This is a genomic window from Pectobacterium parmentieri, assembly GCF_001742145.1.
Taxonomy (GTDB): domain Bacteria; phylum Pseudomonadota; class Gammaproteobacteria; order Enterobacterales; family Enterobacteriaceae; genus Pectobacterium; species Pectobacterium parmentieri.
In genome coordinates this window covers 4,247,220-4,270,305 of sequence record NZ_CP015749.1, presented here as the reverse complement: position 1 = coordinate 4,270,305, position 23,086 = coordinate 4,247,220, and the positions used below count along the sequence as shown (strand labels likewise).

The 23,086-nt window shown below is 51.2% G+C and carries 17 protein-coding genes; 6 read left to right on the top strand and 11 right to left on the bottom strand.

Annotated features, from left to right (window positions below):
- Window positions 1–250: 250 nt before the first annotated feature.
- Window positions 251–1,597, bottom strand: coding sequence for an argininosuccinate synthase (gene argG / locus A8F97_RS19315; protein ID WP_014702026.1), 1,347 nt, complete (start codon window positions 1,595–1,597; stop codon window positions 251–253).
- Between the two features lie 536 nt (window positions 1,598–2,133).
- On the opposite strand from argG, the gene A8F97_RS19310 reads away from it, so the two are divergent.
- Window positions 2,134–2,709, top strand: coding sequence for a DJ-1/PfpI family protein (locus A8F97_RS19310; protein ID WP_014702027.1), 576 nt, complete (start codon window positions 2,134–2,136; stop codon window positions 2,707–2,709).
- A 70-nt stretch (window positions 2,710–2,779) separates the two neighbouring features.
- Here A8F97_RS19310 and xylR read toward each other — a convergent pair whose 3' ends face one another.
- From xylR to xylF, 4 genes are all read right to left on the bottom strand, one after another.
- Entirely contained in the window at window positions 2,780–3,958 is a 1,179-nt protein-coding gene (gene xylR / locus A8F97_RS19305; protein ID WP_014702028.1) for a D-xylose utilization transcriptional activator XylR, read from the bottom strand.
- A 136-nt stretch (window positions 3,959–4,094) separates the two neighbouring features.
- Window positions 4,095–5,225, bottom strand: a complete 1,131-nt coding sequence (gene xylH, locus A8F97_RS19300) for a xylose ABC transporter permease XylH (protein WP_220273881.1) — start codon at window positions 5,223–5,225, stop codon at window positions 4,095–4,097.
- Window positions 5,226–5,253: 28 nt separating this feature from the next.
- On the bottom strand, window positions 5,254–6,795 hold the full coding sequence (locus A8F97_RS19295) for a xylose ABC transporter ATP-binding protein (protein ID WP_033072442.1): 1,542 nt from the start codon (window positions 6,793–6,795) through the stop codon (window positions 5,254–5,256).
- Window positions 6,796–6,915: 120 nt separating this feature from the next.
- Window positions 6,916–7,911 (bottom strand): D-xylose ABC transporter substrate-binding protein, encoded by a 996-nt coding sequence (gene xylF / locus A8F97_RS19290; RefSeq protein ID WP_025919762.1) that lies wholly within the window; start codon window positions 7,909–7,911, stop codon window positions 6,916–6,918.
- Window positions 7,912–8,263: 352 nt separating this feature from the next.
- On the opposite strand from xylF, the gene xylA reads away from it, so the two are divergent.
- Both xylA and xylB read left to right on the top strand, forming a co-directional pair.
- Window positions 8,264–9,586: a xylose isomerase gene (gene xylA, locus A8F97_RS19285; protein ID WP_014702033.1), complete on the top strand. Its 1,323-nt coding sequence runs from the start codon at window positions 8,264–8,266 to the stop codon at window positions 9,584–9,586.
- Window positions 9,587–9,916: 330 nt separating this feature from the next.
- Window positions 9,917–11,374, top strand: a complete 1,458-nt coding sequence (gene xylB, locus A8F97_RS19280) for a xylulokinase (RefSeq protein ID WP_033072441.1) — start codon at window positions 9,917–9,919, stop codon at window positions 11,372–11,374.
- Window positions 11,375–11,404: 30 nt separating this feature from the next.
- On the opposite strand, the gene A8F97_RS19275 is transcribed toward xylB, so the two are convergent.
- The gene (locus tag A8F97_RS19275; RefSeq protein WP_033072440.1) at window positions 11,405–12,397 is read right to left on the bottom strand and encodes an acyltransferase; all 993 of its coding nucleotides are present in this window, start codon (window positions 12,395–12,397) and stop codon (window positions 11,405–11,407) included.
- 207 nt (window positions 12,398–12,604) lie between these two features.
- Window positions 12,605–14,140 (bottom strand): acetaldehyde dehydrogenase ExaC, encoded by a 1,536-nt coding sequence (exaC, locus tag A8F97_RS19270; RefSeq protein WP_014702036.1) that lies wholly within the window; start codon window positions 14,138–14,140, stop codon window positions 12,605–12,607.
- A gap of 412 nt (window positions 14,141–14,552) precedes the next feature.
- Here exaC and fdhD point away from each other — a divergent pair, with 412 nt between their 5' ends.
- The 3 genes from fdhD to A8F97_RS19255 all read left to right on the top strand — a co-directional run bounded on the left by fdhD (window position 14,553) and on the right by A8F97_RS19255 (window position 18,549).
- Entirely contained in the window at window positions 14,553–15,386 is an 834-nt protein-coding gene (fdhD, locus tag A8F97_RS19265) for a formate dehydrogenase accessory sulfurtransferase FdhD (RefSeq protein WP_033072439.1), read from the top strand.
- Window positions 15,387–15,644: 258 nt separating this feature from the next.
- Entirely contained in the window at window positions 15,645–16,271 is a 627-nt protein-coding gene (gene sodA / locus A8F97_RS19260; RefSeq protein ID WP_014702038.1) for a superoxide dismutase [Mn], read from the top strand.
- A 385-nt stretch (window positions 16,272–16,656) separates the two neighbouring features.
- Window positions 16,657–18,549, top strand: coding sequence for a methyl-accepting chemotaxis protein (locus A8F97_RS19255; RefSeq protein ID WP_025919764.1), 1,893 nt, complete (start codon window positions 16,657–16,659; stop codon window positions 18,547–18,549).
- A 117-nt stretch (window positions 18,550–18,666) separates the two neighbouring features.
- On the opposite strand, the gene A8F97_RS19250 is transcribed toward A8F97_RS19255, so the two are convergent.
- The 4 genes from A8F97_RS19250 to A8F97_RS19235 all read right to left on the bottom strand — a co-directional run bounded on the left by A8F97_RS19250 (window position 18,667) and on the right by A8F97_RS19235 (window position 22,977).
- Window positions 18,667–19,029, bottom strand: a complete 363-nt coding sequence (locus A8F97_RS19250; RefSeq protein ID WP_014702040.1) for a YibL family ribosome-associated protein — start codon at window positions 19,027–19,029, stop codon at window positions 18,667–18,669.
- A 161-nt stretch (window positions 19,030–19,190) separates the two neighbouring features.
- Window positions 19,191–19,754 (bottom strand): MltR family transcriptional regulator, encoded by a 564-nt coding sequence (locus tag A8F97_RS19245; RefSeq protein ID WP_005968088.1) that lies wholly within the window; start codon window positions 19,752–19,754, stop codon window positions 19,191–19,193.
- Window positions 19,755–19,871: 117 nt separating this feature from the next.
- The gene (locus A8F97_RS19240; protein ID WP_033072438.1) at window positions 19,872–21,020 is read right to left on the bottom strand and encodes a mannitol-1-phosphate 5-dehydrogenase; all 1,149 of its coding nucleotides are present in this window, start codon (window positions 21,018–21,020) and stop codon (window positions 19,872–19,874) included.
- A gap of 61 nt (window positions 21,021–21,081) precedes the next feature.
- Entirely contained in the window at window positions 21,082–22,977 is a 1,896-nt protein-coding gene (locus tag A8F97_RS19235; protein ID WP_033072437.1) for a PTS mannitol transporter subunit IICBA, read from the bottom strand.
- Window positions 22,978–23,086: the final 109 nt, after the last annotated feature.

The window sequence follows — 23,086 nt, the reverse complement described above, 5'->3', positions numbered from 1 at the left end:
AAGTTAATTTATTGCCTAAAAAAATACACCATCCCACAAATCCTTCGCCTTCAGATTATTTTCCCACCTGATTATTTATAGGTATTCTGTCTCTTTCTACGGCGGTTGTACAGATGCAACCTGCATTGTCAGCAAGAGTTCACACACGAAAAAAAATCGCGAGAAAATCAAACATAAACATAGGGTAAACAGATAAAAAAAATCCGGAACGCGAGGCGGTTCCGGATTTTTATATAACCCAATCTGTGCGTTACTTCTCTGCTTTATCCTGCAATTGCCCGACTTGCGGCAAACCGGTGCTGGCAGAAGAAGAAAGCAAGCCTGTTTCAGCATAGTTAAACAGTTTTTCACGCGTGTCCGTAATATCCAGGTTGCGCATGGTCAACTGGCCAATACGATCATCCGGTGAGAAGACCGAGTCGCCTTTCTCCATCGTCAGACGTTCTGGCTTATAGGTCAGATTGTCAGACACCGTGTTCATGATGGAGTAATCATTGCCACGACGCAGTTCCAGCGTCACTTCGCCGGTGATGGCACTGGCGATCCAACGCTGGGAAGAATCACGTAGCATCAGCGCCTGAGAGTCAAACCAGCGCCCCTGATACAGGAAACGACCTAGTTGACGGCCATTCGCGTGATATTGCTCGATGGTGTCTTCGTTGTGGATACCGGTAACCAGACGCTCATAGGCAATGTGCAGCAGTGCCATTCCCGGCGCTTCATAGATGCCGCGGCTTTTCGCTTCAATGATACGGTTTTCAATCTGGTCGCTCATGCCCAAACCGTGACGCCCGCCGATGCGGTTCGCTTCCAGCATCAATTCGACATCGTCGGTAAAGGTCTTGCCGTTCAGCGCAACCGGGTGACCACGTTCAAAACGAATGGTCACTTCTTCTGCCGGAACCTTGACGTTCTCGTCCCAGAATTTCACGCCCATAATCGGGTTAACGATTTTGACGCTGGAGTTCAGGAATTCCAGATCCTTCGCTTCGTGCGTCGCACCCAAAATGTTGGAGTCAGTCGAATAGGCTTTTTCGGCTGACATTTTATAGCCGAACCCTGCCTGTGACATAAACTCGGACATTTCCTGACGGCCACCCAGCTCATCAATAAAATCGGTATCCAGCCACGGCTTGTAAATCTTCAGTTCAGCATTGGTCAGCAGGCCATAGCGATAGAAACGCTCAATATCGTTGCCTTTATAGGTGCTACCGTCACCCCAGATGTTCACGCCGTCTTCTTTCATCGCGGCAACCAGCATCGTACCAGTCACGGCACGGCCCAGCGGTGTGGTGTTGAAATAGGTCACGCCTGCCGTTGTGTTATGGAATGCGCCACACTGAATGGCAGCGATACCTTCAGCGACCAATTGTTTACGGCAATCGATAAGGCGAGCATTTTCTGCGCCATATTCCATAGCCCGACGTGGGATTTCATCGTAGTCATCCTCGTCTGGCTGCCCCAGATTTGCGGTATACGCATAAGGAACCGCGCCCTTTTGACGCATCCAAAGCAGCGCAGCGCTGGTATCCAGACCACCCGAGAACGCAATACCAATACGCTGACCAACCGGAAGATGCTTGAGAATCGTTGTCATATATGTAATCCCTGCTCGAAAGATCTATGGTGATATACCCGTTATACTTCAAGCTGCATGTGCGTTGGCTTCTCTTACTCACCCCAGTCACTTACCGATGTAAGCTCCTGGGGACTCGCGCGATTGCCGCCTTCCTGCAACTTGACTGATTAAGGGTATAAGCTTAGCCGCCACACCATTATGTTACGCCATACATTCCTGAGCGTTCATGCCCTGTGTACATCCTACATCAAACGGGCCGGTCGATGACCAAAATCGATACGCTCATAAATGCATATTTATGCAAAATAAGTGAGTGATAATTTAAACATCTTTTTGGCGGGACAGGAAGAGAAGAGTCATGCTTTCGTGCAAAAAAATTCGTGGCTAATTCACGACCAAGTTAGCGAGTATACCGCCATCTTCTCTTTAGGCTAAGCAGCAAAAATCGTTTACGCGACTCACTCGACATTCATAAAACATCGTTTCATTTTTACGACATTTCTTTGCTATCCTCTGGCGGTTAACACCTTCCCTTGCATATTGCTGGAGATGCTATGTCTAAGAAAGTCGCCGTTCTGCTAGCCCCTGGGTTTGAAGAAGCGGAAGCGATTATGGTGATTGATGTACTGCACCGTATGAAGATAGAAGTCACCATGCTGTCATGCTATGACAGACTGGAGTTACACAGTTATCACAATATTCGCATGTTTGCCGATGCGCTGCTGGAAAGAAACCAGGGCACGCTGTTTGATGCCGTGGTCATTCCTGGCGGCCCGCAGGGTACAGTGAACCTGGCCGCAAACCCGATGGTTGTCGAGTTCATCCGCCGTCATGACGAGGCAGGCAAGCTAATCTGCCCACTGTGCTCAGCAGCCGCACGTGTGCTAGGTGGCAACAAACTGCTTAAAGGCCGTCGCTATGTCTGCTCTGGGGATTTATGGCAAGACGTGACCGATGGCGTTTATGTCAACGAGAAAGTCGTGGAAGACGGCAATCTGATCAGCGGCAAAGGGCTGGGCGTGTCGTTCGATTTTGCCTTTACCATCGCCACCCGCCTGACTGGTGACAAGGAAAACGCTAACTTCCAGGTTGAGCACATCGATTACGATTACTGGCGCGTACCCGCGTAACCGTTCACCAGCCTAATGATAAGGCGCGCACCGCCGCGCCTTCCTGCTTGACCTTCCTACTTGAATAAACTTAATAGCCTTCCCCATAGCGCTCGCGGTACTCTTTCGGCGTGATGTCATACCCTTTCTTAAAGACAGCGTAAAAGTAAGGCAGTGAAGGGTAGCCACACATCAACGAGATCTCACTAATCGAGAGCGAGGTCGAAATCAGCAAATTGCGCGCCCGATCCAACTTCTCTGCGTGAATCACACCGTGAATCGTCTGACCGATCTCATCTTTGAAGCGCTTTTCCAAATTTGAGCGGGAAATCCCTACCGCATCCAGCACCTGCTCGACCTTAATGCCTTTACAGGCGTGATAGCGGATAAAGTGCATCGCCTGAATAACAGCAGGATCGTGCACAGAGCGATAGTCCGTAGAGCGGCGCTCGACCACTCGAACCGGCGGCACCAGAATACGTTGCAGCGGCAAATCGGCCTGATTCAGCAATAGCTGATGCAGTAGTTTCGCGGCACGATATCCCATTTGACGCGTACCTTGCGCCACCGATGACAACGCCACGCGTGAAAGATAGCGAATCAGATCTTCGTTATCGATCCCGATGACGCACAGCTTTTCTGGTACGGCAATATTCAGATGCTCGCATACCTGTAACAGGTGGCGCGCGCGGGAATCCGTCACCGCGATAATCCCGGTCTGCGGCGGTAACCCCTGAACCCAATCGGCCAGCCGATTTTGTGCGTATTGCCAGTTATCCGGTGAGGTTTCCATTCCCTGATACACCACACCCTGATACTTTTCTGCCGCCACCAATTGCCGGAAAGCATGCTCCCGCTCCTGCGCCCAGCCTTTCCCACCCGATGCCGGCAGGCCATAAAAAGCAAAGCGGTTCAGCCCTTTCTCTTTAAGATGCATAAACGCGCTTTCCACCAGTGCATAATTATCTGTGGCGATATAATGCACTGGCGGGTAATCCTCGGGCTGATGGTAGGAACCACCAACCCCCACCAATGGCACGTTCACATCCTGTAATAGCTGTTTGATCTGGCCATCGTCAAAATCGGCAATCACGCCATCGCCTAGCCATTCTTTGATGTTATCAATGCGGCAACGGAAATCCTCTTCAATGAAGATGTCCCAATCACACTGAGAAGCCTGTAAATATTCGCCAACTCCCTCAACCACCTGACGGTCATACACTTTGTTGGCGTTGAACAGCAGCGTGATACGATAGCGTTTTTCAAACATGGTAATCGCCGTTCATTAATCGCAAGTTCCTTGAATAAAATCCTCTTTCTTGAATAGCACAGCGCCCCCAGAGGCCAAAATAATTTGCTGATTATTGCGAGCCGCCACGTGTTTCCTCCACAGACCCAGCATCACATCATACTCGCCGTTTTGTGGCAGTATCCATCCACACCGCCAGCAGCAAGATCCCGCCTTTCACGACGTATTGCCAGAACGTCGGCACATCCAGCATGCTCATCCCATTATCCAGCGACGCCATGATAAATGCCCCCATCACCGCACCCGCCACACTGCCAATACCACCTGCCAGGCTGGTGCCGCCAATCACGCAGGCCGCAATCGCATCCAGCTCGGCAATATTCCCAGCGGATGGCGATCCGGCCCCCAATCGTGAACTGAGAATTAGCCCGGCGACCGCGACCATCAGGCCGTTAATCGCAAACACCGCCATTTTGGTGCGTTCGACATTTACCCCCGATAAACGCGCAGCATCGATGTTCCCGCCCACCGCATAGATTCGGCGGCCAAACGCGGTTCGCGTCGCTAGAAAAATCCCGCCCAGCATCAACAACGTCAGCACCAGTACCGGCGTTGGCACGCCGCGATAGTCATTCAGCAGATAGATCGCACCCAGTACGACGAGTGCCGTCACTGTCTGCCGGCCGATATCACCTGCGGGTGGATTTATCGGTAATCCTAACCGGGCACGGCTACTGCGCCGACGCCACTGCCAGCCAATGAACACCATCAGCCCGATGGCACCGAACATAAAACCGATGCCAGAAGGCAGATAGCTTTGCCCAATCTGCGACATCGCCTCACTGGTCGGGGAAACCGTCGTCCCATTGGTAATGCCGATCAAAATGCCGCGAAAAGCCAGCATCCCTGCCAGCGTTACGATAAAAGAAGGGACTTTCCGGTAGGCGACCCACCAACCATTCCACGCGCCAAGCAGCAACCCAAGCGCAAGTGTCACAACGATAGTCAACGGTAAAGGCCAGCCAAACCAGACATCAAAAATAGCCGCCGCGCCGCCCAATAGCCCCATCATTGAGCCAACCGACAGATCAATCTCGGCAGAGATGATGACGAACACCATACCAACCGCCAGAATGCCAGTGATCGCCGTTTGCCTCAGCAGGTTGGAGAGATTGCGCGCACTAAGGTACGCCCCATCGGTCATGTAGGTGAAAAAGAGCATGATGGCGATGATGGCAGCAATCATCACGTAGACCTGAAGATTGATGCTTTTCAGCCGTTGCAGCATCGAGACAGATCCGGCGACATGTTGTTGTTCAGACTGCGATGTTTTCAGCACGATGTTCACTCCTCAATGCAGCTTCCATAACCTGTTCCTGGGTTAAATCGCGATTGACCAAATCTGCTTTGATACGCCCCTGATGCATCACCAACACCCGATCGCTCAATCCCAATACTTCAGGCAATTCTGAAGAAATAACGATGACGGCAATATGCTGTTTTACCAGCGCATTGATGAGCTTATAGATTTCATATTTGGCACCGATATCGATACCGCGCGTGGGTTCATCAAGGATCAGAATGCGAGGATTTAGCAGCAGGCATTTCGCCAGCACCGCTTTTTGCTGGTTACCGCCGCTTAAGCGGGCGATCGCCAGATCCGGGCTGGAGGTTTTCACCTTCAGATTTGCTAACGACTGCCGGATGATGTCCTGTTCACGGGCATCGTCCAGCATGGAAAACGGCCCTGTGAATTGATCGAGCGCTGCCAGCGTCATATTCTGCGCCACGCTCATCACCGGAACGATGCTGTCTTTCTTACGATCCTCCGGCACCATTGCAATGCCCTGTGCCATCGCCTGCTGGCAGTTGCTGATGGTCACCTGCGCGCCATCAATAAAGATGTCGCCTTGCCAGCGACCGTGATAGGCACCAAACAGGCATTGCACCGTTTCCGTACGACCTGACCCAACCAGCCCGGCAATACCGAGAATTTCACCTCGGTGCAGTGCAAATGAGACATCATCCACCCGGCGAATGTGGCGATTGATAGGGTGCCAGGCGGTAAGATGTTCTACACGTAGCACTTCTTCGCCAATGACATGCGGTTCATTGGGATAAAGCTCCGTCAGCTCTCGCCCCACCATCATGGCAATGATCTGATCCTCGCTCAGCTCAGCCGCCGGGCGCGTGCCAATAGGCTTCCCATCGCGAATGACGCAAATCACATCGGAAATGGCTTTAACTTCGTTGAGCTTGTGCGAAATATAGATACAGGCAATACCGTGATCGCGCAGATCCTGAATGATCTCCAGCAGAATGCCCGTTTCCCGTTCAGTCAATGAGGCCGTTGGCTCATCCAGCACCAACAGACGTACCTGCTTGTTCAGCGCCTTGGCAATTTCCACCAACTGCTGCTGACCTAATCCGAGCTCTCCCACTGTGGTATTTGGGTCAACGGCCAGCTTGACCTGCTCCAACATACGCTGGCAGCGTAAATACATATTGTCGTAATCCATCACGCCAAAACGCGTCCACTCGTTACCCAGAAACATGTTCTCCAGTACCGTCATCTCTTTCACCAGCGCCAGTTCCTGATGAATAATCGCGATGCCTTTTTGTTCCGTATCACGAATATGGTTGGCGCGCAGCTCATCACCAGAGAAGACGATCTGCCCGTCATAGCTACCATGTGGGTAGATGGCACACAGCACCTTCATCAAGGTGGATTTCCCTGAGCCATTCTCACCGCACAGCGACAAGACCTGACCCGCCTCCAGCGTCAGGCTGACATTATCGACGGCTTTCACCGCACCAAACACCTTGGTGATGTTTTTCATTTCCAACAGATGTGGCATCACGGCCTCCGTGATTCAGGTGTCTCAGACCTCGTCTGTGACAGTGGTGAGCCACAACCTCATGTCGTGGCCCGGTGGGCATCTTTCCTACATCCTGAAATCTAGTGGCTGCGACGTGCGTTAATACACGTCCGCTTTTTTGTGGAAGCCATCGGCAATGACGGTGGAATCAATATTGGATTTATCGACGGGAATCGGCGTGAGCAAGAAGGAAGGGATGTCTTTCAACCCATTGTTCAATTTAGCATTAGACTCAGGTGCTTTACCTGCACCCAGTGCCACGGCGATATCCGCAGCATCTTTCGCCAGCTTGCTGATCGGTTTATAGACCGTCATAGTTTGCGTGCCAGCCACAATACGTTTGATTGCCGCCAGATCGGCATCCTGACCGGAAATGGCAACTTTTCCAGCCAGTCCCTGTGCAGCCAGCGCCTGAATCGCGCCGCCCGCCGTAGCATCGTTCGACGCGACAACCGCATCAATCTTATTGCTGTTCGCCGTTAGCGCATTTTCCATAATTTTCAGCGCATTCTCCGGTAACCAGGCATCAACCCACTGATCGCCGACCACTTTGATTTTTCCGCTTTCGATCAGCGGCGTGAGCACTTTCATTTGCCCCTGACGAAACAGCTTCGCATTATTATCAACCGGTGAACCGCCCATTAAGAAGTAGTTCCCGCCGGGCACCTTATCGACAAGATATTTCGCCTGCAATTCACCAACCTTTTCATTATCAAACGAAATATAAAAATCCACATCCGCATTATTAATCATGCGATCGTAAGCAAGCACTTTTATTCCTTCACGCTTTGCTTCCGCAATAACATTGCCAAGTACTTGGCCGTTATAAGGAATAATAACCAATACATCGACACCGCGATTGATCATGTTTTCTATTTGAGAAATTTGCGTGGCTTCATTACCATTTGCCGATTGAACAAAAACATCAGCGCCCTGTTTTTTGGCTTGCTCAACAAAAAGATCGCGATCTTTTTGCCAGCGTTCAAGACGCAAATCATCAATTGCCATGCCGATTTTAACATCCTTCGCGAATCCGGGCTGACAAGCTAAAGTGAACACGGCACAAGCTGAGAGTAAAAAATGTTTAACTTTCATCATAACGTACCTTTTTTATTTAAAATGCAGGGCTGGGGACTCCAATAGCCAGATGAGTATTGTCGCTAAACATCCCCCCATCAATTACAGATTTTTATCCTCCAATTATGTTTTTTGGTTTAATTCCCGTTTTTTGATACGAGTCATATTTTATTGTTGAGTGACATGTTCATGTTGTTACTTATTGCGGAGCGTATTCAGATTAAAATACCGTCATTTTTGCGACACAGCGCACATTTAATAATTCTCTGAATTTCAGTGTGAAATAACGTAATTGAGGAAATGCTCATCCGCTCCGAAAATTAACCACATTACCGTCTCTTCCGTCTGGGTGGTTTCTAAGGAGTCAACGATGCAAGCCTATTTTGAACAGATCGAAAAAGTCCGTTATGAAGGTAGCCAAAGCGACAATCCCTTCGCCTTTCGTCACTACAATCCCGATCAGGAAATTCTCGGTAAACGTATGGCGGACCATCTGCGTTTTGCCGTCGCGTATTGGCACACATTCTGCTGGAACGGAGCGGACATGTTTGGCGTCGGCTCCTTTGCCCGTCCGTGGCAACAGTCAGGCGACGCGCTGGAGTTGGCGAAGCGCAAGGCGGACATCGCATTCGAATTCTTTCAAAAACTGAGCGTGCCTTACTACTGCTTTCATGACGTCGATGTCGCTCCAGAAGGGAACTCACTGAAAGAGTATCTACATAATTTTGCCGTGATCACCGATGTGCTGGCGGAAAAACAGCAGGCTAGCGGTGTAAAGCTGCTGTGGGGCACCGCCAACTGCTTCACCAATCCCCGTTATGGCGCAGGTGCAGCCACCAACCCTGACCCTGATGTATTTGCCTGGGCGGCCACGCAGGTGTTCACCGCGATGAACGCCACCAAAAAACTGGGCGGTGAAAACTATGTACTTTGGGGTGGGCGTGAGGGATATGAAACGCTGCTCAATACCGATCTGCGTCAGGAACGTGAACAGATCGGCCGCTTCATGCAGATGGTTGTCGAGCATAAACACAAAATTGGTTTTCAGGGCACGCTGCTCATCGAGCCAAAGCCGCAGGAACCGACCAAACACCAGTACGATTACGATGTCGCCACCGTTTATGGCTTCCTCAAACAGTTTGGGCTGGAAAAAGAGATTAAAGTTAACGTGGAAGCCAACCACGCGACGCTGGCGGGTCATTCATTCCACCATGAGATCGCCACCGCTGTCGCGCTCGGCGTTTTCGGATCGGTCGATGCTAATCGCGGCGATCCGCAGCTTGGCTGGGACACCGATCAGTTCCCTAACAGCGTGGAAGAGAACGCGCTGATCATGTATGAGATTCTTAAAGCGGGCGGCTTTACGACGGGTGGCCTGAACTTTGACGCCAAAGTTCGCCGTCAGAGCACCGATCGCTATGACCTTTTCCATGCGCATATCGGCGCGATGGATACGATGGCGCTGGCGCTCAAGGCTGCCGCCAGAATGATTGAAGATGATAAGCTCAATCAACTGGTCGCCAAGCGCTATGCGGGCTGGAATGGGGAACTGGGTCAGCAAATTCTGCAAGGTAATTCATCGCTGGAATCGCTCGCCCATTATGCGCAAAGCCATCAACTGGCACCACAGCACCAGAGTGGCCAGCAGGAATTGCTGGAAAATCTGGTTAACCGCCATCTATACCCTAAATAATTCGAGTTTCAGGACAAAACGTTAACGTTTTGAACAACGCGAAGCGTTAGCCCTTTAGGGCGATGCTCAGTTATGAGCATCGTAACGCGGCAAGAGAGGGAATCCCGATGAGCTTACTCAGGTAAGTGATTCGGGTGACAAATCTGCCGGGAGCAGATTTGAACGCTGCTTGCAGCGGCCCTTCAGGGCGAGGCCCACGACGGGCCGAGTATTTGAACGCAGCCAACGCACATGCAACTTGAAGTATGACGGGTAATTTGGCTAAAACGGTACGCTTGCCTACTGCGGCAGGTTAAAAACTGCCGTAGCACGAGGTTATCAGGAGCCACTATGTATATCGGTATTGATCTGGGTACGTCCGGTGTTAAAGCCATCCTGCTGGATGAAGCTGGAGAGGTGATTGCTAGCCATAGCGCTGCGTTGAGCATTTCGCGTCCGCACCCGCTCTGGTCGGAACAAGCGCCTGAAGACTGGTGGCAGGCAACCGACCAGGCACTACAAGCATTGGCAGCAACACACAACCTTCACGCCGTGAAAGCGCTGGGGTTAACCGGGCAAATGCACGGGGCCACCTTGCTGGACGCCCACCAGAACGTGCTGCGCCCTGCGATTCTCTGGAATGACGGACGTAGCGCAGCTCAATGCCGAACACTGGAACAATTAGTGCCTACATCACGCCAGATTACCGGCAACCTGATGATGCCAGGTTTTACTGCCCCCAAACTAAAATGGGTGCAGGAAAACGAAAGTACTATCTTTCGCCAAATCGACAAGGTCCTGCTGCCAAAAGACTATCTTCGCTGGCGTCTGACAGGGGAATTTGCCAGCGATATGTCCGATGCGGCTGGAACCCTTTGGCTGGACGTCGCCAAACGGGACTGGAGCGACGCTCTGCTGGAAGCCTGTTCGCTGACCCGTGAACACATGCCCACACTGTATGAAGGCAGCCAAATTACCGGTTATCTGCGACCTGACATCGCCAGTCGCTGGGGTATGGATCCCGTCCCCGTTATTGCTGGCGGTGGAGATAACGCAGCAGGCGCGATTGGCGTCGGGCTGTTTCAAACCGGTCAGGCAATGCTGTCTCTCGGCACCTCCGGCGTTTACTTCGCCGTCAGCGACGGCTTTCTCAGCAACCCGCAGCATGCCGTCCACAGCTTCTGCCATGCACTGCCGAATACCTGGCACCTAATGTCCGTGATGTTAAGCGCAGCGTCTTGCCTGGATTGGGTCGCCCACCTGACACACGCTGAGAGCGTGTCCGCAATGTTGCAGGAAGTCGCCTCGATGCCAGTCGATGACACAATCACGCCAGTCTGGTTCTTACCCTATTTGTCCGGTGAACGCACGCCGCACAATAATCCCGATGCCAAAGGGGCATTCTGGGGGCTCACCCATCAACACGGTCGCCCAGAACTGGCAAAAGCGGTACTGGAAGGCGTGGGATTTGCGCTTGCCGATGGAATAGATGCACTGCATATGACTGGACTCAAGCCCGATAGCATCACGCTGATTGGTGGTGGCGCTCGCAGCGCCTACTGGCGGCAAATGCTGGCAGATATCAGCGGCCAAACGTTGGAGTACCGCACAGGAGGCGATGTCGGTCCAGCGCTAGGTGCTGCCCGTCTGGCACAAATCGCTATGCATCCCCATATGCCACTGGCAGACCTTCTGCCGCCGCTACCGCTGGAGCAGCTTCATCAGCCGAATACCCAGCGCCACGCCGACTATGCCGAGCGGAGGCGCACATTTAAAGCACTCTATCAACAGCTTAGTCCGTTGATGTAACACTGTTCATCCGATGTACTGGACAGTTCCTCAACTCACCCAGCGCCGCACATCAATCTTCTGTAGCGCCATCGAAAGCAGCAGGCTGGCCACCAGCGCGACGGTGAAGACATAGAAAATATCGAGAACCGGGTAAGATGGCAACGCGACATCATGCGTACGCAGATAGTGAATGAACAACGCGTGAAAACCGTAAATCGCCAGCGAATGGCGTGAAATAGTGGCAAAACCGGGCAAAACCCGCTGGCTAAAGTAATGCTTAAACACAATCAGCAGGCTAACGGCAGCCAGAAACACCAGTGGGCCGCAGTAGATATAAAATGTCTGGGTGAACGTATCATTCAATAATGTGTGGTGCTTCGTCCCCATCGCCACTAATGCGACACACGCGATGAAAAAGGGAATAGCAGCGAGCACAACTTTCTTAGGCACGTCCAACACCCCCAATGCGCGCCCCAGCGCGGCATACAGTACGTAGTAAAACGTATCACCGTAAATATAGAGATTAACAGGCAGTAATTTAAAACCTTCAAACCCCACTCGCCCCGTATTGGGGTTGGCGACAACAGCTAATAAGATAATCAAGACCGCTAAATATTTGCCCGATACTGGCTTGATGGTAATAAGTGGAGAGAGTAGATAAATCACTACAATGGCGTAGAAAAACCATAAGTGATAAAAGATCGGTTTTTGCAGCGCATGGTGCAATGAATTCAGGCCATTAATCGGTGTAAGTGTCGCAATATAGATCAGCGCGACCGTACTATAAAAAAGCAGACATAAGCCGATGCGCAGGAAGTGTTTCTTCCCCGCACTGCGTTCACCAAAAAATAAGTAGCCCGAGATCATGAAAAACAACGGGACGCAGACACGTGAAGCAGAGTTCAAGACATTCGCCACATCCCAATGCCCATCGCCCGGCGTGCCGCCCGCAGTAATATAGTAGGTTGTGCTATGAATCAGAACGACCATCATGCAGGCCAGCGCCCGCAGGTTATCAATCCAGCCGATCTTATCCGTCATGCACAACCTCTTGAAAGCAAAGCGCTATTCAAAACAGCGTAGCCGTTGTTAAGCGCCGACACAATCTACTATCAACGATCAGCAACTAACCATCGGGAAAATCTGAGTACTCAGGACGAATTAACGCGGAAAATCCGCATCGATTTAGGCTATGCATGCGCACCCACCCGCAGTGGCAGGCGCGCAGGGTTTTAAGGAAGTATGCTGTTAGAACAGCCCCATCGGCTTATCAGAGTAGCTCACCAACAGGCATTTAGTTTGTTGATAGTGCTCCAACATCATTTTATGGTTTTCACGCCCGATACCAGACTGCTTATAGCCCCCAAACGCAGCATGTGCCGGATAGGCGTGATAACAATTGGTCCAAACTCGACCCGCCTGAATGCCACGCCCCATTCGGTAAGCGATATTACCATTGCGGCTCCACACGCCTGCGCCCAGACCGTATTCCGTGTCGTTGGCTATCTCCAGTGCATCATCCATCGTCTTGAACGTCGTTACCGCCAGCACCGGGCCAAAGATTTCCTCCTGGAAGACACGCATGCTGTTTTTACCGAATAATATCGTCGGCTCCAGATAGTAACCTTCCGCCAGCCCATCTGGCATAGCCTTACGCTGGCCACCCGTGAGCACCCGAGCGCCCTCTTTCTTACCGATATCAATATAGTTAAGGATGGTATCAAGCTGGCCTGCTGACACCTGTGCGCCCATCATGGTTTTGCTGTCCAGCGGGTTACCGATACGGATAGCCTCAACGCGCTTGATTGCCCGCTCCATAAAGCGATCATAGATCGATTCCTGCACTAGTGCGCGGCTCGGGCAGGTGCAAACTTCTCCCTGATTGAAGGCAAACAGCGTGAAACCTTCGAGCGCTTTATCAAAGAAGCTATCTTCCTTATCCATCACATCGGCAAAAAAGATGTTTGGCGATTTACCACCCAGTTCCAGCGTCACCGGCGTCACGTTTTGCGCCGCATAGCTCATGATCTGCTGGCCAACCTCGGTCGATCCGGTGAACGCAACTTTCGCAACGCGTTTCGATGTTGCCAGATACTCACCAATCTCGCTTCCCGACCCATTGACGACATTAATGACCCCCGCAGGTAATAGATCCTGAATCAGCTCCATCAAAATTAGCACCGACATCGGCGTCAACTTGGCAGGCTTCAGCACAATACAGTTACCGGCGGCCAGTGCTGGTGCCATCTTCCAACAGGCCATCAGCAGCGGGAAGTTCCAGGGAATAATCTGCGCAACAACACCGAGAGGTTCATGAAAATGATAGGCCACCGTGTCGCCGTCGATTTCGCTAATCGCCCCCTCTTGTGCCCGGATACAGGCCGCGAAATAGCGGAAGTGGTCAATCGCCAGCGGCACATCCGCCCCGCTGGTTTCACGTATTGGTTTGCCGTTATCCCAGGTTTCCACCTGCGCCAACCGTTCAAGGTTTTGTTCCATCCGGTCGGCAATACGATTAAGCACCAGCGCCCGTTCCTGCACCGACAGGCCACCCCATTCCGCTTTTGCGTTATGAGCAGCATCCAACGCATGGTCAATATCTCGCGTTGTCGAACTGGCTACTTCACACATCGGTTGACCCGTTACTGGCGTCAAATTAACAAAATACTGACCCGCATCAGGTGGAACCCAAGCTCCGCCGATAAAATTGTCATAGCGTTTTTTCAGATTAAGAAAGCCGACGTCACCAGATGCAGATCGGCCTTCGAGATTATCGTGCGCCATTTCAGTCTCCTTTTCATTTCCGGGTGAGCGGCCATGCTGCAGTGAAAAAAAGAGGCAAGCAGTAAGCCGCTACATGAAGCCTATACGGGGTATGGCGTTAGCGACAGGATTCGGTCAGAGAAGAAGGCAACTCTTCGAGTTGACGCACAGTTTCTTTCCTGTTGCAGGAAAAATACACATTGCTATGCGAGCACACTCGCTGTTCCTGGAGAAAAATTCGCATCCCTTCAGGCGCTGTGAGGTATACCCTAAATAATTCGAGTTTCAGGACAAAACGTTAACGTTTTGAACAACGCAAAGCGTTGGCCCTTTAGGGCGAGGCCCACGACGGGCCGAGTATTTAAGCGTAGCCAACGCACATACAACTTGAAGTATGACGGGTATAATACTTTTAATTTCCAGGGTTACTAACATGCAGGTATTTCAGGTGGAAGAGGTTCATTTACGAGCAGATACCGCCCTTGAAGGCGCAATGCAACATTCGGTCTATCACCCCGATTCGCTGCATCAGCCACAGTCTGACTGGCTGGCGGAAGAGGTACCTATTGCGCTGGTTTATAACGGCATCTCACATGTTGTGATGATGGCTTCACCGAAAGAGTTGGAACCGTTCGCTCTCGGGTTTTCCTTATCGGAAGGTATTATCCAATCACCAGCAGATATCTACGGTATTGATGTGCACCCCGCCTGTAACGGTATTGAAGTTCACATTGAGCTTTCCAGCCGACGCTTTGCCGGGCTAAAAGAACGACGCAGATCGATGGACGGGCGCACAGGCTGCGGCGTATGTGGCGTAGAGCAGCTTGCGGAAATCGGCAAACCGGTGGTGCCTCTGCCTTTCACCCAGACATTTTCCCTCAGCAAACTTGAAAATGCGCTGACGCGACTGCGTGATGTGCAGAAGATCGGCCAGATGACCGGTTGTACTCATGCCGCAAGCTGGATTGCACCAGACGGCACGCTGTGCGGGGGGAGTGAAGACGTCGGCCGCCATGTCGCGCTGGATAAATTGCTTGGCACTCGAGCAAAGCAAGGATGGCAGCAAGGGGCGGCACTGGTTTCCAGCCGAGCCAGCTATGAAATGGTACAAAAATCTGCCATGTGTGGCGTGGAAATCCTGTTTGCTGTCTCGGCAGCCACTTCGCTGGCCGTTGACGTTGCACGGCGCTGCAACCTGACGCTGGTGGGTTTTTGTCGACCAGGACATGCGACAATTTACACGCATCCGCAACGCCTGAGCGAGTAAGCCATTGCCGTCAGAATCACGATGGTTTTCCACAGGCACACACGCTATTTGAAGCATGACGGTATAGATTAATTTGTTTTTACATAATGCAATAACGACATAACCGTTTGTTATCATGAGGTAAAGCAATATGGTTCATCACACCAGATCGAGAATAATCATTTTCAATATCATTTAATTAACTATAATGAACGTATTGCTTACGCGGTACTAACAGAACAGTGCCGTAACATTTTTTTTACCATGGAGATGCTAAACATGAGTTATTCACTGCCATCGCTGCCTTATGCTTATGACGCACTGGAACCGCATTTCGACAAAGAAACGATGGAAATTCACCATTCCAAACACCATCAGGCTTACGTCAATAATGCTAATGCCGCGCTGGAATCCCTGCCTGAGCTGGCTAAATTATCGGTTGAAGAGCTGATTGCTCAACTGGATAAGGTCCCTGCCGAGAAAAAAGCAGCACTGCGTAACAACGCTGGCGGCCACGCTAACCACAGCCTGTTTTGGAAAGGCCTGAAATTAGGCACTACGCTGGCTGGCGATCTGAAAGCAGCAATCGAACGCGATTTCGGCAGCGTTGATGCGTTTAAAGAGAAATTTGAGCAAGCAGCAGCAACCCGCTTTGGCTCTGGCTGGGCTTGGCTGGTTCTGAAAGACGACGGCAAGCTGGCTGTGGTTTCTACCGCAAACCAAGACAGTCCGCTGATGGGTGAAGCGATTTCTGGTACCTCTGGCTACCCAATCGTCGGTCTGGACGTATGGGAACACGCTTACTACCTGAAATTCCAAAACCGTCGCCCAGATTACGCTAAAGCATTCTGGAACGTGCTGAACTGGGACGAAGCTGCGGCTCGTTTCGCTGGCGCGAAAAAATAAAACCGCTGGATGCCTGATGTGATCAGGTGGCTCCTGCGTTTGAATCAAGGCTGGAATAACAACGTGTTATTCCAGTTTTTTATTATCCTCTTCATACTTCAAGCCACATGTACCCTGATTTTCCTCGCCATTCCCCACCGCCACGCCCAACCCAATCGCCACGATATCGCACGGTTTACGCATCCCTGTTAGTGCACTGGCTTCAAGCCCGAAAAGCGGGCAACGCGTAAAGTTTCAGAGTAGAGTGCCGATATCTACTGCGGGTTTTTATCATGCTGTTTTGCAGGATTGGCTTGGCGCGTGGTAATCCGAGATGCTAACACCGCTAATCAAGTGTGCATCAGGATAATGAATTTGGCTCAATACGAGATAGTGGTGAAATGTGATGGCTATAAATTTTGATAATCTAAAAGTCGGTAAAAAATTAGGATTGGGTTTTTTCCTGATTCTGCTGATGACCATGGTAATTGCTGGTGCCGGCATTATGCATATAGGCTCGCTAAAAGACAGTATTGATAAAGTTAATTTAAGCAACAATATCAATGATGAGATCAACCAGGCTAAGTATTATCGCGCATTATACGGAGCCAATTATAATCCTGATGATATAAAAAAGAACATTGAGCATATTTCAAACATCAGTAAACTCGCCGAAAAAGCAAAAATATTTAGCTGGCCGGAAAATGATGAAAAAAAAATAGCAAGTATTCCTACATTAATTTCCAGTTATCAGGAAAAACAAAAAAATTATATTAATGCAGTGAACACCAAAGATGCCGTCAGAAAAAGCTGGAATATTTCAACGACGGAAAAACCTCTGGAACAACTCAACGACCAATTAAAGATAGACAACAATAGCGCCAATCTTCAATTATTACTTTCTGATTTGAATCAAAAGCTGATTTCCGTTCGTTACCATGTCCGCGGTTTATTACTCTCAACGGATAAAGAATCCGAAGAAAAGTTGACGGATGCTATCAACGCCGCACAAACGTCACTGACTTTCCTTTATCAGAGCCTATCTGCCGAACAGCGTGACACACTAGCGCCGGTTCTGACGATCATGAACAATTATGAAGAACAGGTTCTGGCCTATATGCCGGCCTATCAGGAAGAGATAGCACAGGCTGAGCAAATGCGAGTTGTTGCCGATCAGTTGAATGTCGTTATCAAATCCCTCGCCAGCGATCAGCTTGCCGCCTCACAGGCCGATATTTACAACGCCACGCTGCAAATGAGCATTGCGGCACTGATTACGCTACTGCTTGGCCTACTAATTTCCTGGTTTATTTCGCGTCAAATCACCACGCCACTGGGTCGCACATTGAGCATGGCTGAAAAAATCGCAACGGGCGACCTCACCATGTCCATCAACACCACCCGTAAAGATGAACTGGGCCAGTTGATGAGTGCGATGTCAAAAATGAATGACAACCTGCACAATATGATCGACGACATTCGCGTCGGCGTCAGCCAGATTTCTAACGCGTCTGGCGAGATCGTAGCGGGCAATACAGATTTATCATCACGTACCGAGCAACAGGCCGCTGCCGTTGAGCAAACTGCCGCTAGCATGGAGCAACTCACTGCGACGGTTAAGCAAAACGCAGACAACGCACACCACGCCAACAAATTGGCTATCAGCGCTTCCCAAACCGCGAAACAGGGTGGCGAGCAGGTGAATAACGTGGTGCAAACCATGACTGCGATTGAGAGCAGTTCCAAACGTATCGCGGAAATCACGTCCGTCATCAACAGCATCGCTTTCCAGACTAACATTCTGGCATTGAATGCTGCCGTAGAAGCGGCCCGCGCTGGTGAGCAAGGCCGTGGCTTTGCCGTTGTCGCCAGCGAAGTCCGCAGCTTGGCTCAGCGTAGTTCTCAGGCTGCGAAGGAAATTGAAGGCCTGATCTCTGAATCCGTTAATCAGGTATCACACGGTGCGACACTGGTCGGCAATGCTGGCAAAACGATGAACGATATCGTCACTTCCATCACGCAGGTGCATGACATCATGGGTGAAATTGCCACCGCATCGGATGAACAAAGCCGGGGCATTACCCAGGTTAGCCAGGCGATTGTTGAGATGGATAGCACCACGCAGCAGAACGCCGCGCTGGTTGAACAATCCTCTGCCGCCGCCGACTCGCTGGAAGAGCAGGCGAGACTGTTGAAGCAGGCCGTTTCCGTCTTCCGTCTGGCCAACGCACAGCATGATGATACCCCCGCCGGTATCGCGTTTAACAACCAAACGCATCGTCTGCACGCGCCAAGCTAATAGTAAAAATAGCAAAGCACCAAAAACGGCAAAGCCCCTGTTAAGCAGGGGCTTTGCCAATGAATCAGTACTATCGGGTATCCGTCGCTTATCCTCTGTCTACGCAGAGAAAAAGCGTCAGAACGATTTCGGCGCGTAGCCTGTCATCTCTTTCAAGCCCATTTCACGCCCGAGCGCAGTCATCGGGTGCACAATCACCAAGCCGCGAACACTCTTCTTCAACGTTCCCATATCAGCCTGCTCTTTTTTCGTAATCGCACGGTTGAAAGGTAGATCCGCCAGTTTCTGCGCTTCTTTGCTAAGTTTTTGTTCTCTCACGTTACGCAGGCGCTCAATCTCAGCCGTTAGCTTCTCACAAGCTTCCAGATTGAGGGCGATGGCTTCGGCATCACCTTGTGCCAGCAGCGTGGCCTGCTTATGCGTCAGCTTATCCAATTGGTCGCTAAGGCGTTTGATTTCTGCTTTTTCCTGCTCTTTCATAAAAGATAACCTATATATAACGGGAGAATAATGCGGGGCACAGCATACACTATACGCTAAATAATTCGAGTTGTTGGAAGAGTAACCAACGCACAAACAGCGTGAAGTATGCCGAGTATAAACGCCTGACGGGCGTAGTGGGGTAATGTTGCAGAATGGGGTTAAAACGCCTTTTTCAGACTGATTTGCGCAATCAATGTGGTCAAGGATAAAACCAGCGTGGAACGCACCATCTGCTGATAACGCTGCTGTTGCATACTCACCAGAAGCGGATCGGCATCTGCCCCCAATGGCAAAGCCGGTTCTGCGGGCAATGCCGCAACGCAGTGCAATTCACCAATGGGCCCCAGAATTTCATCATCGGTAAAACGATAGTGTCGATCGTCATGTGCTAGCTCTTCGCCCAGCGCCATTAACAATTCCGCATCTTCATACTCTTTACGGCTGATCATCCCCAGGCCATAAATCAGTTTCAGGCGCACGGAAAGGTCACCCAGTGGCCCCGTTCCCGTCATCAGAGGTTCAACGGCATATTTCACCGCATAATCGTCTTTACGGAACACCTGCAACATCAGGATGCTAGCCGCTTCAGCCAGCAATTCAACGGCACAGAGCATAAAATCGCGCACTGTCTTCCCTGAGTTCAGCGCTTCCAGAACCCGGTTTTCAAACGCCTGTGTTTCTTCCATCGTCACTTCTCGACCCTTTAAACCCGCACACAGCATACCCATCTCGGTAGCATGCTTACCGGCAGGTGTGGCGACATCGCATCCCCGACGTCGCCCGTATACCTTTACACCGTGTCGAAAAGACCACACCTGCCTGGTGACGAGACGCGCCGATTACTGCATGGCGTTATACACATTCACTGCTTGCGCGACAACCTTGCTGTCAGCATCCAGACCAGAAATCTGCACCAGCGCCGCCTGCGCACCCTGTGTGCGGATTAATTCAGCCAGCTCCAGCGCTTGCGGATCTTGTTCGCTGCGATAGTGCATCGCGGCAGCAATGCCGGTAATCAGGTTGTCATGCGGCAAATGGTATTCCAGCGTTCCGAGCAGCGGCTTGATCAGACGGTCACCGGCACTCAGCTTGCGCAGCGGCTGACGGCCAACGCGCTCCACATCGTCATGCAGATGGGGGTTTTCAAAGCGGCCGAGAATTTTGTTGATATAGGCGGCGTGCTTATCCGCATCAAAACCGTAGCGTTTGATAAGTACCGCACCGCTCTCTTCCATTGCGCCTTTGACCACGGATCTGACTTTCGGGTCAAGAATCGCATCGCGGATCGTTTGATGGCGCGCCTGCTGGCCAAGGTAAGCCGTAATCGCATGGCCGGTGTTGAGTGTGAACAACTTACGCTCAACGAACGCCATCAGGTTGTCGGTCAATTCCATACCGGGAATCGCAGGCAACTCACCACAGAACTGAGTTTTATCGACGATCCATTCACTGAAGGTTTCTACCGTCACCGCCAGCACATCATCACTGCCCGCTTCGGAAGGGGGAACAATGCGATCCACGGCAGAATCGACGAATCCCACATGCTCAACCACCCATTCCTGATGGCCTTCTGGCAGCAGTTTCAGCACATGTTGTTTTAGCTGGCTGGTGCCACGCACCATATTTTCACAGGCAATAATGTTCAACGGCCGGGTATTGCCGTCTTCGTGACGCTTAACCAGCCCCTGAGCAATAGTTCCGGCGATTTTTTCCAGAATCTGCGGCCCCACAGCAGTCGTCACCAGATCGGCCACGGCAATCAGCGCAACAGCATCCTGACTGCCGCTGTGAACTGCGCTAACGTTGCTGACAGTATCAACCTGCGTGTTATCACCGACAATCCGCACCGTGTAGCTTTTACGGCTGTTGAGAGCATCCAACAGCGGCTGATTGACGTCAGCGAATGTCAACTCGACGTTGGCATCGGCCAACAATTTCCCAATAAACCCGCGGCCAATATTACCCGCGCCAAAATGTAATGCTTTCATGAGATATAACCTTAAAAAGACATAAAAAGAGGCCGCCCGAAGGCGGCACTAGCCACATCAATTAGGCACTCTTTTTACCGGAGAGTAAGTCGAGCACTTCCTGAACGTCCTGAGTGTGTGCCAGACGTTCAATAACCGCATCATCATCCAGCGCGTTAGTCAGACTGGTGATGACCTGAATATGTTCGTTGTTACGGGCAGCGATACCAATAACCAGACGCGCAACCTCATCTTCTTCATCGCCAAAACGAACACCTTCAGGATATTGGCAGAAGACAACGCCCGTTTTTAGCACGCGGTCTTTCGCTTCAATCGTACCGTGTGGTACAGCAATCGATTCGCCCAGATAGGTGGAGGTCAGCTTTTCGCGTTCCAGCATCGCTTCAACATACTCAGGCTCGACGTAACCGCCTTTTACCAGTTGCTCACCGGCAAAACGGATTGCCTGCTCTTTATGTGTCGCATGTTGATTCAGGAATACATTATCCGCGCCCAGTTGAAACAGGTTCGTCTGCGTATCGGCTACAACGGGTGCAGGCGTCGCGACGGTTTCAGGCTGCGCGGCCACAAGACGAGCCGCCAGATCGCTATACAGACCGCTATCAAGGAAATTGGTCAGAGAAATGTGCTGTGCCTGCGGCGCGTGGCGCATTGCGCGCTCAGTCAGATCGCGGTGCGTAATCACCAGATCGACATCGTCCGGCAGGCTATTGATCGCGCTGTTAGTCACCGAAATATTGGTCAGCCCGGCATCCTGAACTTTCTTACGCAACACGCCAGCACCCATCGCACTGGAACCCATACCGGCGTCACACGCTACGATGATTTTACGCACAGTGCTCATATCACCGCTGACACCGGTATTAGTCGCTGCGCCTTTAGAAGAGGCTTTCATTTCCTGCACGCGGCGTGTAGCGTCGCTCAGATCTTCTTCTTTTTGCTTGGTACTTTTCAGCAGAATCGCCGACACAATGAAGGACACCGCGAAAGCCGCGGCAATCGCTGCCAGGTTAGCGAAGTAAGCGCCTTTTGGCGTCATCGCCAACACCGCCAGAATAGAACCTGGAGACGCAGGTGACACCAAACCACCACCTAATACGCTCAGCGTAAACACGCCAGTCATCCCGCCCAGAATAACCGCGATAATCAGGCGCGGATTCATCAGCACATAAGGGAAGTAGATTTCATGAATCCCACCCAGGAAGTGGATAATTGCCGCGCCTGGTGCTGATTCTTTCGCGTTACCACGACCGAAGAACATGTAAGCCATCAGCACGCCCATGCCCGGACCTGGGTTCGCTTCGATCAGGAAGAAAATAGATTTCCCGGTTTCCGTCGCCTGCTGAATGCCCAGTGGTGAGAAAATACCGTGGTTGATGGCGTTGTTCAGGAACAGGATTTTCGCAGGTTCAACGAAGATGGACGTAAACGGTAGCAGGTTGTTCTGTACCATCAGGTTAACGCCGGAAGCCAGTACCTGAGAGAAGACTTCAACCAGCGGACCAATCGCCAAAAATGACAGGATCGCCAACAACATACCGATAATACCGGCAGAGAAGTTGTTGACCAGCATTTCAAAGCCGCTTTTGATTTTACCGTCAACCATGCGGTCAAAACGTTTGATCGTCCAGCCGCCCAACGGACCGACGATCATCGCGCCGAGGAACATAGGAATATCGGTTCCGACGATCACACCCATCGTCGTAATTGCACCCACTACACCACCACGCTCACCAAATACCAAGCGTCCGCCGGTATAACCAATCAGCAATGGCAGCAAATACGTGATCATCGGGCCAACAAGCTTCGCCAACGTGTCATTGGGAATCCAGCCCGTTGGGATAAACAGCGCGGTAATGATACCCCAGGCGATAAATGCGCCAATATTGGGCATCACCATATTACTCAGGAAGCGACCAAAGTTTTGCACCTTGATCTTAATATCTGGTGAAAGCATAAAAACACACCCCTATTGAAACGCGCTGACAATAAGAGCGCGTGGTAATTATCGTGAGACGGCGTGGCTATAAAAACACCGACTGCCACAAGAATATTTCCGTCAGTAT